The 13368-nt window shown below is 35.9% G+C and carries 11 protein-coding genes and 1 rRNA gene; 5 read left to right on the forward strand and 7 right to left on the reverse strand.

Annotation, left to right across the window (positions count from 1 at the left end; all coding sequences use genetic code 11):
- The 7 genes from AAIE21_RS20805 to dnaA all read right to left on the reverse strand — a co-directional run.
- A 16S ribosomal RNA gene (locus AAIE21_RS20805) occupies positions 1 to 102 on the reverse strand; the annotation flags it as partial.
- Between the two features lie 242 nt (positions 103 to 344).
- Entirely contained in the window at positions 345 to 2819 is a 2475-nt protein-coding gene (gene gyrA, locus AAIE21_RS20810) for a DNA gyrase subunit A (protein ID WP_343268538.1), read from the reverse strand.
- Positions 2820 to 2907: 88 nt separating this feature from the next.
- Complete coding sequence (gyrB, locus tag AAIE21_RS20815) at positions 2908 to 4830, reverse strand: DNA topoisomerase (ATP-hydrolyzing) subunit B (RefSeq protein WP_343268539.1); 1923 nt, start codon at positions 4828 to 4830, stop codon at positions 2908 to 2910.
- Between the two features lie 38 nt (positions 4831 to 4868).
- On the reverse strand, positions 4869 to 5996 hold the full coding sequence (gene recF, locus AAIE21_RS20820; protein WP_343268540.1) for a DNA replication/repair protein RecF: 1128 nt from the start codon (positions 5994 to 5996) through the stop codon (positions 4869 to 4871).
- A 12-nt stretch (positions 5997 to 6008) separates the two neighbouring features.
- Positions 6009 to 6221: a S4 domain-containing protein YaaA gene (gene yaaA, locus AAIE21_RS20825; RefSeq protein ID WP_003194149.1), complete on the reverse strand. Its 213-nt coding sequence runs from the start codon at positions 6219 to 6221 to the stop codon at positions 6009 to 6011.
- Positions 6222 to 6510: 289 nt separating this feature from the next.
- Positions 6511 to 7656 carry a DNA polymerase III subunit beta gene (gene dnaN, locus AAIE21_RS20830; protein ID WP_343268541.1) on the reverse strand — a complete coding sequence of 382 codons (1146 nt, stop codon included), beginning with the start codon at positions 7654 to 7656 and terminating at the stop codon, positions 6511 to 6513.
- Between the two features lie 178 nt (positions 7657 to 7834).
- Positions 7835 to 9175 carry a chromosomal replication initiator protein DnaA gene (dnaA, locus tag AAIE21_RS20835; RefSeq protein WP_343268542.1) on the reverse strand — a complete coding sequence of 447 codons (1341 nt, stop codon included), beginning with the start codon at positions 9173 to 9175 and terminating at the stop codon, positions 7835 to 7837.
- A 563-nt stretch (positions 9176 to 9738) separates the two neighbouring features.
- Between dnaA and rpmH the strand changes: the two genes are divergently transcribed.
- The 5 genes from rpmH (at position 9739) to mnmE (ending at position 13346) form a co-directional block, all read left to right on the forward strand.
- Positions 9739 to 9873 carry a 50S ribosomal protein L34 gene (gene rpmH, locus AAIE21_RS20840; protein WP_000831901.1) on the forward strand — a complete coding sequence of 45 codons (135 nt, stop codon included), beginning with the start codon at positions 9739 to 9741 and terminating at the stop codon, positions 9871 to 9873.
- A 75-nt stretch (positions 9874 to 9948) separates the two neighbouring features.
- Positions 9949 to 10296, forward strand: coding sequence for a ribonuclease P protein component (gene rnpA / locus AAIE21_RS20845; protein ID WP_098336940.1), 348 nt, complete (start codon positions 9949 to 9951; stop codon positions 10294 to 10296).
- Between the two features lie 58 nt (positions 10297 to 10354).
- Entirely contained in the window at positions 10355 to 11122 is a 768-nt protein-coding gene (spoIIIJ, locus tag AAIE21_RS20850) for a YidC family membrane integrase SpoIIIJ (protein WP_343268543.1), read from the forward strand.
- The gene (gene jag / locus AAIE21_RS20855) at positions 11119 to 11736 is read left to right on the forward strand and encodes an RNA-binding cell elongation regulator Jag/EloR (RefSeq protein WP_343268544.1); all 618 of its coding nucleotides are present in this window, start codon (positions 11119 to 11121) and stop codon (positions 11734 to 11736) included. The genes spoIIIJ and jag overlap by 4 nt, the downstream gene beginning before the upstream one ends.
- Positions 11737 to 11969: 233 nt before the next feature.
- Positions 11970 to 13346, forward strand: a complete 1377-nt coding sequence (gene mnmE, locus AAIE21_RS20860; RefSeq protein WP_343268545.1) for a tRNA uridine-5-carboxymethylaminomethyl(34) synthesis GTPase MnmE — start codon at positions 11970 to 11972, stop codon at positions 13344 to 13346.
- The last annotated feature ends 22 nt before the right edge of the window (positions 13347 to 13368 follow it).

Here is a 13368-nt window from a genome sequence, read left to right on the forward strand (position 1 = left end):
CGCTAACTTCATAAGAGCAAGCTCTTAATCCATTCGCTCGACTTGCATGTATTAGGCACGCCGCCAGCGTTCATCCTGAGCCAGGATCAAACTCTCCAATAAAGTTAGTTTGTCTAGCATCATAAAATAAAAATTGACGTTTCACGTTGTTTGTTTCGTTTAGTTTTCAAAGTTCAACATCGCGTTTCAGCGACTTTTATAATATAACATAATATATTGTTTTCGTCAACAAGTTTTTTTGATAACTTGTATCTCTCATTTGCTGACTCTGCCTATTATATATACTTTTATATATCTATGCAAGTATTATTCTAAAAAAAATAAGAGAGGGGAAATCCCCTCTCTTATTCCTCAGAAGCTTCTTCATTTCCATCTTCAACTTCATCTTCATCTTTTTGTGCTTTTGCTACCGTTGCTACTTCTTGTTCATTTTCTAAACGAATTAAGCGTACACCTTGAGTATTGCGCCCCATTTGGGAGATTTGGTCAACTGGCATACGGATAATAATACCCGCAGCCGTGATTAACATAATATCTTCTTCACCCGTTACAGACTTAACCGCTACTAACTTACCATTCTTATCTGTAATGTTGCATGTTTTTAGACCTTTACCACCACGACTTTGCAGACGGTATTCCTCAATTGGTGTACGTTTTCCGTAACCATTCTTTGTTACAATTAAAACGTTCATATTTTCTTCAACAATTTCCATACCTACAACTTGGTCCTCATCACCTAGTGTAATAGCTTTTACACCCGCTGCATTACGTCCCATAGAACGCACATCTTGCTCATTGAAACGGATTAGCATACCGTTACTTGTTCCAACGATAATATCCTTATCACCAGATGTTAAGCGTACAGAAATTACTTCATCTTCTTCACGAAGAGAAATTGCAATTAAACCATTTGTACGAATATTTGCAAACGAAGAAAGAGGTGTTCTCTTAGAAATTCCATATTTCGTTGTAAAGAATAAGTATTGATCATCACCAAATTCACGAATCGGAATAATAGCATTGACCCACTCACCTTTATCTACTCCTAGTAAATTAATAATTGGTATACCTTTCGCTGTACGACTATACTCTGGAATTTCATATCCTTTCGTACGGTATACTTTACCCTTGTTTGTAAAGAATAAAATATGATCATGAGTAGACGTTGTCAATAACTGTTCAACAAAGTCATCATCATTCGTACCCATTCCTTGTACACCACGTCCCCCACGGTTCTGTGTTTTGTACGTAGAAGCCGGTAACCTTTTAATGTAACCATTATGAGTAAGTGTGATTGCGATATTTTGCTCTGGGATTAAATCTTCATCCTCGATGGATTCCATACCGCCAATTGTAATCTCTGTTCGTCTTTTATCATTAAAGCGTTCTTTTACCTCAGTTAATTCTTCACGAATAATTTCAAGAACTTTTTCTTCATCTGCTAAAATTGCTTTTAATTCCGCAATTAGCTTCATTAAATCTTGATATTCTTGTTCAATCTTTTCACGTTCTAATCCAGTCAAGCGTTGCAGGCGCATATCTAAAATTGCTTGCGCTTGTTTCTCACTTAAACCAAAACGCTCCATTAAACCTTGTCTTGCAATATCAGCGGTTTTTGAACTACGAATTAAAGTAATAACTTCATCAAGATGATCTAATGCAATTCGTAACCCTTCTAAAATATGAGCGCGCGCTTCCGCTTTCTCTAATTCATAAGCAGTACGTCTACGAATTACTACCTTTTGATGTTCCAAATAATGATATAAGTTTTGTTTCAGATTTAATACTTGTGGCTCTCCATTTACAAGCGAAAGCATATTAATACCGAAGCTCGTTTGAAGTGCTGTATGTTTATATAAGTTATTTAATAGTACGTTAGCATTCGCATCCCGGCGTACTTCCATAACAATACGCATACCATTACGATCTGATTCATCACGTAAATCTGTAATACCTTCAATTTTCTTATCGCGAACTAATTCTGCAATTTTTTCAATTAATCGCGCTTTATTAACTTGATAAGGTAATTCAGTTACAATAACAGATTGTTTACCATTTGACTTTTCTTCGATTTCAACCCTAGCACGAAGAATAATAGAACCGCGACCAGTTTCATACGCTCTTCTGATTCCACTTCTCCCTAGAATCAAACCTGCTGTAGGAAAATCAGGTCCTGGGATACACTCCATTAATTCTGCAATAGTAATGTCAGGATTATGACTCAGTGCCAATACACCGTCAATTACTTCCCCAAGTTGGTGGGGTGGAATATTTGTTGCCATACCAACTGCGATACCTGTCGTACCGTTTACCAATAAATTAGGAAAACGTGCTGGTAATACAATTGGTTCTCTTTCAGAACCATCATAGTTATCTTGATAGTCAATTGTATTCTTTGTAATATCACGTATTAATTCCATGGAGATTTTAGACATTCTTGCTTCTGTATAACGCATCGCTGCCGCCGAATCTCCATCAACAGAACCAAAGTTACCGTGTCCATCAACAAGCATATAACGTTGACTAAAATCTTGTGCCATACGTACCATTGTTTCATAAACAGCTGAATCACCATGCGGGTGATACTTACCAATTACTTCGCCCACAATACGCGCTGATTTCTTATATGCTTTATCAGCAGTAATTCCTAAATCATTCATTGCGTATAAAACCCTACGATGCACAGGCTTTAATCCATCACGAACATCTGGTAGTGCACGAGATACAATAACACTCATTGCATAATCTAAAAATGAGGTACGCATTTCATGACTGATATTAATTTCTCGAATTCGTGCTTGTTGTTGATTGTCTGACATCAACGAGCACCTCCTCTTACATTTCCGTTACAAATACATTGATTTATACGTAGAAGACAGGAATGCTTAGATTCCTGTCATTACTTACTTAAATATCAAGGTTTTTCACGTATTTTGCATTCTCTTGGATAAAATTACGACGCGGTTCTACTTTATCACCCATTAAAATTTCAAACGTTTCATCCGCTTCAATTGCATCTTGAAGAGAAACTTGAAGTAACGAACGTACTTCTGGATCCATTGTCGTTTCCCATAACTGAGTTGGATTCATTTCTCCAAGACCTTTGTAACGCTGAATTCCAGGTTTGGGCTGAGCTGGCAACTCAGCTAATATATTCTCAAGCTCTTTATCATTGTAAGCATATTGAATTTTTTTCCCTTGTTGTACTTTAAACAATGGTGGCTGCGCGATATATATATAACCATGCTCAATAATTTGACGCATATAACGATAGAAAAACGTTAATAATAGGGTACGAATGTGTGCACCATCGACATCAGCATCAGTCATAATAATAACCTTATGATAGCGTGCTTTTTCAATATCAAAATCTCCGCCAATGTTTGTACCAATTGCCGTAATAATTGTACGCACTTCGTCATTAGATAAAATCTTATCTAATCGTGCCTTTTCAACGTTAATAATTTTACCCTTAAGTGGTAAAATCGCCTGGAAGTGGCGATCACGTCCTTGTTTCGCGGAACCTCCCGCAGAGTCACCCTCTACGATATAAATTTCACTAATTGCTGGATCCTTAGAAGAACAATCCGCTAATTTCCCTGGCAGACTCGATACTTCTAATGCACTTTTTCGGCGTGTTAATTCACGAGCCTTTTTCGCTGCTACACGCGCGCGCGCTGCCATTGTTCCTTTTTCCACAATTTTACGAGCGACATTCGGATTCTCAAGTAAAAACTTCTCAAACGCCTCTGAGAATACAGACTCTGTAATCGTTCTCGCTTCACTATTTCCAAGCTTAGTCTTTGTCTGCCCTTCAAACTGTGGATTTGGATGTTTAATTGAAACAATCGCCGTTAAACCTTCACGGACATCCTCACCAGTTAAGTTACTGTCAGCATCTTTTAAAATATTATTTTTCCGACCATAATCATTAATTACACGTGTTAAAGCAGTCTTAAAACCAACCTCATGTGTACCGCCTTCATACGTATGAATGTTATTTGTAAAAGAATAAATATGATTTGTATAACCTTCGTTATATTGAAGAGAAACTTCAACTTGAATTCCATCTTTTGAACCTTCTACATATACAGGTTCTTCATGAATCGGTTGTTTCGAACGATTTAAGTGCTCAACATAAGATTTAATTCCGCCTTCATAATGAAATTCTTTCTTTTGCTTATGTTCACGTTTATCTTCAATTGTTAATTTGATATTACGATTTAAAAATGCTAACTCACGCATACGTGTTGCTAATGTATCAAATTCATATTCTGTCGTTTCCTTAAAAATCTCCGGATCCGGCTTGAAACGTGTTATTGTTCCTGTACGGTCTGTTTCACCAATTACCTTTAAATCCGCAACCGGAATACCACGTTCATATTTTTGATAGTGGATTTTTCCATCGCGATGTACAAATACCTCTAATTCTGTTGATAAGGCATTTACAACCGATGCACCAACACCGTGCAAACCACCAGAAACTTTATATCCACCACCACCGAATTTACCACCAGCATGGAGGACTGTCATAATAACTTCTACAGCAGGACGCCCCATTTTTTCTTGTATACCAACCGGAATACCACGACCATCATCTGTTACAACAATGCTATTATCTTCTTCGATACTGACGTTAATCTCATCACAATATCCCGCCAATGCTTCATCAATACTGTTGTCAACAATTTCCCATACAAGATGATGAAGACCTTTTCCACTTGTAGAACCAATATACATACCCGGACGCTTTCGGACTGCTTCCAGTCCTTCTAGCACCTGAATCTGACTTTCATCATATGCATTTTCCTGCATTTGTTTTTGTTCCATTGACACAAAGATCACCTACTTTTCCATTTAAACAGAAATTATGTTCTGTCTATTTCACAATCTACCGTGCCGCTTTTTACATGAATTGTTTTCGCTTGCTTTAATGTTTCGTGTTCAATTCCGTCGACACTTGTCGTTGTCACAAATGTTTGCACTTTTCCTTGAATTGTATTTAACAGATGTGATTGCCGATAATCATCTAACTCTGATAATACATCATCTAATAAGAGGATTGGGTATTCCTTAACCTCTGAATAAATCAATTCAATTTCAGCTAACTTTAGGGAAAGTGCGGTTGTTCGTTGTTGTCCTTGAGAACCAAAGACTTGAACATTTTTACCATTAACGAAGAATTGCAAATCGTCACGATGAGGACCAATTAAAGTTGTACCACGGAAAATTTCACGTTGTTTCACAGATTGAAAACTTTCATAGTATACTTCTTTTATTTTCGACAAATCCATTGATTCTGATACATCTACACTTGGTTTATAAACTATTTCTAGTTCCTCTAATCCTCTACTAATGCCACGATGGATCGGAGCAGCCCATTCTTGTAGTAACTGCAGAAACTCAAAACGTTTTCGCAAAATTTTTGTACCATGTTCAATGAGTTGAAGTGTAAATACATCCAACATCGTTTCCTCATTTTTACTATTCCCTTGCATTTTCTTAAGCAAGTGATTTCGCTGCGTGAGCACTTTTTGATATTGACTTAATTCATACAAATAGACAGGAGCTATTTGCCCAAGTTCCATATCTAAAAAGCGTCTTCGTACTTGAGGGCTTCCTTTTACAAGATTTAAATCTTCTGGGGCAAACATAACAACATTCATTTCACCAATATATTGGCTTAACTTTTGTTGTTCTAGTTGATTTAATTTCGCCTTCTTCCCTTTTTTAGAAATATTTAATTCTAAAGACAGGGAACTATTTCGTTTTTGTAATCTACCTTTTATTTTACCATAATCCTCATCCCACCGGATAAGTTCACGATCGTTCGAAGTTCGATGAGACTTTGCCATTGCCAATACATAAATAGCTTCCATCAAATTCGTTTTCCCTTGGGCATTTTCACCAATAATTACATTCACTTTATCTTCAAAAGAAAGATCTAGATATTCATAATTGCGATAATTTTTTAATTGTAATTCTGTAATATACAAAGGGCTCCCCCTTTATGCTTGAACTTGAAATGTTCCGTTCCCCGGAATTTCAACAATATCATTTGCATACAACTTTCGGCCTCTTCTATTTTCAAGTTCTTGATTGACATACACTTCGTATTCTTGTAAGAACCATTTAACAGCACCGCCCGTATCAATTACATCAGCTAACTTTAAAAATTGTCCTAGTGTAATGTACTCAGTTGAAATCTTAATACGTTTCATAAAATCGCTCACTTTCTGAAAGTGTTCATTCTTTTATTGTACTAAATAAACCAGCATTAGGAAAGTAATACCCTTAAAAGTAAATGTTCAAAAAGGAGGATAAAGAGAGCCAAGCAGTTCTAGACGCGGAAGCCAGGAGGATACGGAGTGTACATGGAGCTACATGAGTACCTCAACTGGCGACGAAGGCGATGAAATGCGACAGCTATTTTCACCGGACTTTTTGAACATCCCTTAAAATCAAATAAGGGCCACTAGCATATTCAAACTAGCAACCCTCCATCCTTACTTAGTAAGTACGAACTGGTAAAATTAATTGGGTGATGGAATCATCATTTACTGTACGAATTAAGAATGGTCTCATCGCTCCAGTAAAACTAATTTTAATTTCTGTACTGTCTAATGCTTTTAACGCGTCCATCATATATTTTGCACTAAAGGAGATTTTTAATTCTTCTCCTTCTACTTTCTCACATTGAACTTCCTCTACCACTTTCCCGATTTCTGGTGAATTCGAAGAAAGCTCTAGCATTTGCTCTTCTAACGTCGATAATTTTACAACATTATTACGACCATCCCTTGCTAGTAAAGAAGCACGATCAATTGCTTGTAAAAACTCTTTTGTGTTTACAAAAATGTCAGTTTTACTTTCTGCTGGGATTAGACGTGTTGTATCTGGATAATTCCCTTCTAACAATCTTGAGAAGAATAATAAATGTTTCGTTCGGAATAACACTTGATACTCCGTAATAACGATATCTACCATTTCTTCAGATTCATCCAGAATTTTGCTCAATTCATTTAAACTTTTACCAGGGATAACAACGTTAGCTTGAAATTCACTAGAAATATTGTGTCCCTCAATTTGTGCCTTACGCAGTGCTAACCTGTGACTATCTGTTGCAATGCAAGTTAACTCGCTGTTATATACCTTCCAGTTTACACCTGTCAAGATCGGACGAGTTTCTGAACTTGAAACAGCAAATACAGTTTGACGAATCATATGTTTTAGTAAGTCTGTTGGAATCTTAAATACATGATGTTCCTCGATTTGCGGCAATAATGGATATTCAGCGGAATCTAAACCATTTAAATTAAACTCCGATTTTCCAGATTTTATTTTTGTCATAAAATGATTTTCCACAGAAATCTCTACAATATCTTTTGGTAACTTTTTTACAATTTCACTAAAATATTTTGCTTGTAAAACAATACTTCCTGATTGTGCAATTTCAACAATTTCTTTTCCATTTTCTTCAACTGGAATGAAAGATTCAATTGAAATATCAGCATCGCTTCCTGTTAATGTGACACCTTCTTCAGTGGCTACAACTTTAATTCCTGTAAGAATTGGAATTGTTGTACGAGAGGAAACGGACTTCATTACATCTTGTACACTTCTTACAAGGTAGTCCTTTTGAATTGTAAAACGCATAGCGAAAACCTCCGGTAAGTATAAGATTTTATATATTTAATAAAGATATAAAAGTAGTAGTAATAGTAATAGGTCCTGTGGATATGTGGATAACCCTATTTAAAGACGGAAAAACAGTCTATCTACATGTGGATAGACTGTGTGTAAAATAGGGGAAGTTATTCACACTATTCAGCTACTACTTTAAAATATCATTGATTTCTTCAACCTGTTTTTGTAGTTGTGTATCAGTTTTTAATAGTTTTGAAATTTTTTCATGAGCATGGATGACGGTTGTATGATCACGTCCCCCAAATTCTTCACCAATTTTAGGTAAAGATGAATCAGTTAACTCACGTGATAGATACATAGCAATTTGACGAGGAAATGCGACCGACTTTGTGCGTTTTTTTGCTTTAAAGTCCTCTAATTTAATTTGAAAAACGTCTCCAACGGCTTTTTGAATATCATAAATAGAAATAATTTTTGGCTTAGAATTTGGAATAATATCTTTAAGTGCTTCTGCAGCTAAATCTGCATTAATGTCTTTATTAATTAGAGATGAATAAGCAACAACCCGAATAAGTGCGCCTTCTAATTCACGAATGTTCGAGTCAATTTGATTTGCGATATAGAGCATGACTTCATTTGGGATATCAAGCCCTTCTGCTTTGGCTTTTTTTCGTAAAATTGCAATTCTCGTCTCTAAATCTGGCGGTGTAATATCTGTAATAAGTCCCCACTCAAAACGGGAACGAAGGCGATCTTCTAATGTCGGAATCTCTTTTGGTGGTCTGTCACTTGAGATTACAATTTGCTTACTTTCTTCGTGTAGTGCATTAAATGTATGGAAGAACTCTTCTTGTGTTTGTTCTTTTCCAGCAAGGAATTGAATATCATCTATAAGTAAGACATCGACATTACGATATTTATTACGAAAATCGACGGCTTTATTATCACGAATTGAGTTAATAAATTCATTTGTAAATTTTTCTGATGATAAATAAACGACTTTAGCATTTGGGTTATGCTCAATGACATAATGTCCAATTGCATGCATTAAGTGTGTTTTTCCAAGCCCAACTCCTCCATAAATAAATAGAGGATTATAGGCTTTAGCTGGTGCTTCAGCTACAGCTAAAGAAGCAGCATGAGCGAAACGGTTCCCTGAGCCAATAACAAATGTGTCAAACGTGTATTTTGGATTTAACATGCTCTGTGGTAAGTGATTAGACTCATCATTTATCCTTTTCTTTTTAGCAGGAGGAAAGTCAATCTCCTCTTCAGTTTGACTTTGGGGAATAATAAAGCGAATTTCTAGTTTTGCTCCTGTTAAATCATAAAGTGTTTCTGAAATGAGCTCTGAATAATGAGATTCTAGCCAGTCACGAGCAAATTCATTTGGAGCTGTAATCGTTAATACATCTTTTTTCAAAGCATGTGCCTTGGTTGATTTCAACCATGTCTCATAACTTGGTTTACTCACCTTTTTTTCTAGTTCTTTCAAAGCACTATTCCATAAATCAGAGATATTTTCCAAAGGTGTCCCTCCTTTACAAAGATGGTAAAAGAATAAGGTTGTGCAACGATTGTACAACCTTAAAAATGAATAATGTATATTTATACGAAACGTATTGTAAAACCTAAAAACGTCGTTTGTATACGAGATAGAGTTTTCGACAAAAAATACAAATGTGGACAACTATTTACCCACATGTGATTATAACTGTCCACATGTTATGCACAATTTGTGGATAAAATACAAATGTGGAAAACTTGTTCAAGGTGAAAACACAACTATAATATCAAAAAAAGATAGCGATAGCAATGAATTTCAGAAAGTTATCCACAAAATCAATACCTTGTGGAATAAACTTGTCCACAATACGATATACTGTGTAAAAGTAAAAAAATAATTTGTGGATATAAAAAAGCGAAAAATATATTATCCACAAAGAAATAAAACGACTGTGAAAAAAATTGTGAATAGGTTCAAAATGAATATTTGATGAAAATTTGGAGAACCATTGACATTTTCCTAGTTGATTAACTATAATTTATAAGACTGTCTTTAACAGATATTCCTCAGGGAGGTGTCATATAATGAAAAGAACTTACCAACCAAATAAACGTAAGCGCAGCAAAGTACATGGTTTCCGCAGCCGTATGAGCACAGCGAACGGACGTAAAGTGCTAGCAGCTCGTCGTCGTAAAGGAAGAAAAGTATTATCTGCGTAGACCACTGATCGTTCAGTGGTCTTTTTTTCTAGTAATAAGAATTTCCACTGATGAAATACAGGAGTGTCAATTGATATGAAGAAAAAGAATCGTATAAAGAAAAATGATGAATTTCAGGCTGTTTTTCAAAATGGAAAATCAAATGCAAATCGTCAGTTTGTGGTATATCAGCTTGAAAAAGCGGAGCAACCATACTTTCGCATTGGTCTTTCCGTTAGCAAAAAAATAGGAAATGCAGTAGTGCGTAATCGAATTAAGCGTATGATTCGCCAATCGATTACAGAATTAAAAGATGAGATAGATTCTGGAAAAGATTTTGTTATAATAGCAAGGAAGCCTTGTGCAGATATGACATATGAACAATTAAAGAAAAGCTTAATTCATGCCTTCAAGCGCTCTGGTATTAAAATTACAAACAAGTAGCGTAGGAAAAGGGAAATGAATTACACTATATACATACCGAAACAAGGAGGAGCAGGCTGTGAAAAAAAAGATAGGCTTACTAGCCATGGTTATTGCTTTAATGGCGATCACTGCGGGCTGTAGTGAAGTGAATCAGCCGATTACACCGAAAAGCACAGGGATCTGGAATGAATATTTCGTATACCCGCTTTCTCAGTTAATCACATATTTTGCAAACTTATTTGGTAGTAATTATGGTTTAGCGATTGTTGTTACAACTCTTATTATTCGTTTTGCATTATTACCATTAATGATTAAACAAACGAAGAGTACGAAAGCAATGCAAGCACTGCAACCAGAAATGGTAAAACTAAAAGAGAAATATAGCTCTAAAGATCAAGCAACGCAGCAAAAGTTGCAACAAGAAATGATGCAGTTGTATCAAAAGAATGGCGTAAATCCATTAGCAGGTTGTTTACCAATCTTTGTTCAAATGCCGATTTTATTCGCATTTTACCATGCGATTATGAGAACGGCAGAGATTAGTAAACATACATTCTTATGGTTTGATTTAGGACAGGCGGATCCATACTATATCCTTCCAGTTGCTGCGGCAATTACAACATTTATTCAGCAAAAGGTTGCTATGGCAGGCACTGCTGGACAAAATCCACAAATGGCAATGATGCTATGGCTTATGCCAATTATGATTTTAATCTTTGCGATTAACTTCCCAGCAGCATTATCACTATACTGGGTAGTTGGTAACATCTTTGGTATTGCTCAAATGTATATGATCAAAGGGCCTGAAATTAAGGCTAGTAAGGCAGGAGGATCAAGCAAGTGAGTATAATTACTGCTAAAGGACAAACAGTCGAGATGGCAGTACAAGATGCTTTAAGGCAATTAAAAGTTTCAAGGGATCAAGTAGATGTGAATGTTGTTGATGAAGGTAAGAGAGGGTTCCTCGGCTTTATAGGGAGTCGTCCAGCTATCGTGGAAGTTGTAGTGAAGAAAGATCCTATCCAAGAAGCTGAGCAGTACTTAAAAAGTGTTGTTCAGGAAATGGGTGTGGATGTGATGATTACGAAAAATGTAAAAGGTCGAGAAATTGAATTTACACTTTCTGGGAAAGATGTAGGGATATTGATCGGAAAAAGAGGGCATACATTAAATTCTTTACAATATTTAACAAAACTTGTTGCGAATCGTAGTACAAAGCAATATATTGGTATCACAATTGATGCTGAAAACTATCGTAGTAAGAGAAAAGATACGTTAGAATCACTTTCTTATCGATTAGCAAAGCAGGTAATGGTAACTAAAAAAAATGTTGTGTTAGAACCAATGCCTTCTTTTGAGAGAAAAATTATTCATCAAGCACTATCTAATCATCCGAATGTAATTACAACTTCTGAAGGTAAAGAACCACACAGGCATGTTGTAATATCTTCCAAATAACCGGTTGCTCAAATGAGTACCGGTTTTTTTCTTGTGGATGCATGGGGATGTTGTGGATAACTTAAAAACACTAAACTTATCCACTGTGAATAAGTTTAGTGTTTTTTACATGAGGACATAATAAAATGAGTTATTATTCTTTTGTAGATAGGTTCGTTATGGTATCCTAATAGTTTAGTGAAGGTAAAAATCATGTTGAAATAGAGAGAAATAAGCAAGCGAGGTGAAAGGACATGGATTTTGATACAATTGCAGCAATTTCCACAGCACTTGGGGAAGGGGCAATTGCCATTGTTCGAGTAAGTGGAGAGGATGCGATTGAAAAGGTCAATCGTATTTTTAAAGGGAAAAATTTAACGACAGTTTCTTCTCATACGATCCACTACGGTCATATTGTTGATTTAGATACAGATCAAGTAATCGAAGAGGTAATGGTGTCAATTATGCGAGCGCCAAAGACATTTACGCGTGAAGATATTGTAGAAATCAATTGTCACGGTGGTCTTGTTTCTGTAAATAAAGTATTACAACTTATTTTGGCTCAAGGAGTACGTTTGGCAGAGCCAGGTGAATTTACAAAGCGCGCATTTTTAAATGGGCGTATTGATTTATCGCAGGCGGAAGCTGTAATGGATTTGATTCGTGCAAAAACAGATCGAGCGATGAGTGTAGCAATTAATCAGATGGAAGGGCGATTATCTAAATTAATTGGTCGACTTCGTCAAGAGATTTTAGAAACATTAGCTCATGTAGAAGTGAATATAGATTATCCAGAATACGATGATGTTGAAGAAATGACACACAATATTTTAATTGAAAAAGCTACACATGTTCATGGCGAAATAAAAAAAATATTGGAGACATCTAAGCAAGGGAAAATTTTACGAGAAGGAATTGCTACGGCAATTATCGGAAGACCAAACGTTGGGAAATCCTCATTATTAAATAGCCTTGTTCAAGAGAAAAAGGCTATTGTGACGGATATAGCAGGGACAACGCGTGATGTGATTGAAGAGTATGTCAATGTACGTGGTGTACCACTTAAACTCATTGATACGGCGGGAATTCGTGAAACAGAAGATGTTGTTGAACGAATTGGTGTAGAGCGCTCAAAAGAGATGATGGAGCGAGCGGATTTAGTTCTAATTGTAGTAAACTATAGTGAAGCATTAACGACTGAAGATGAAGAATTATTCCGTGCGGTACAAGGAAAAGACTTTATTGTTATCGTAAATAAAACAGATTTACCAAAGCAAATTGATATGGAACGTGTTACAGAATTAGCGGATAAAAATCGTATGATTACAACGTCGCTAATTGAAGAAAAAGGTGTAGATGAGCTAGAAAAGGCGATAGCAGATCTATTCTTTGAAGGAACAATTGAATCGGCAGACATGACGTATGTTTCTAATGCAAGGCATATCGGTTTATTAACACAAGCGGAAAAGACAATTGGAGATGCTATTGAGGCAATAGAGAATGGTGTTCCAATTGATATGGTTCAAATTGATCTAACAAGAACATGGGAAATACTTGGTGAAATTACTGGTGATACTGTCCATGAAAGCCTAATTGATCAATTGTTTTCTCAATTTTGTTTAGGAAAATAACATATAGGTATTTTAGAAGGAT

The organism is Paenibacillus sp. 102 (assembly GCF_039549175.1).
In the GTDB taxonomy this organism is placed as follows: Bacteria; Bacillota; Bacilli; order Bacillales; family Bacillaceae_G; genus Bacillus_A.

Bases quoted from the DNA above. Each gene is read 5' to 3' on its own strand.
- gyrA (WP_343268538.1), bottom strand. From the start codon at position 2,819: ATGTCAGACAATCAACAACAAGCACGAATTCGAGAAATTAATATCAGT.
- gyrB (WP_343268539.1), bottom strand. From the start codon at position 4,830: ATGGAACAAAAACAAATGCAGGAAAATGCATATGATGAAAGTCAGATT.
- yaaA (WP_003194149.1), bottom strand. From the start codon at position 6,221: ATGAAACGTATTAAGATTTCAACTGAGTACATTACACTAGGACAATTT.
- dnaN (WP_343268541.1), bottom strand. From the start codon at position 7,656: ATGCGTTTTACAATTCAAAAGGACTACCTTGTAAGAAGTGTACAAGAT.
- rpmH (WP_000831901.1), top strand. From the start codon at position 9,739: ATGAAAAGAACTTACCAACCAAATAAACGTAAGCGCAGCAAAGTACAT.
- rnpA (WP_098336940.1), top strand. From the start codon at position 9,949: ATGAAGAAAAAGAATCGTATAAAGAAAAATGATGAATTTCAGGCTGTT.
- mnmE (WP_343268545.1), top strand. From the start codon at position 11,970: ATGGATTTTGATACAATTGCAGCAATTTCCACAGCACTTGGGGAAGGG.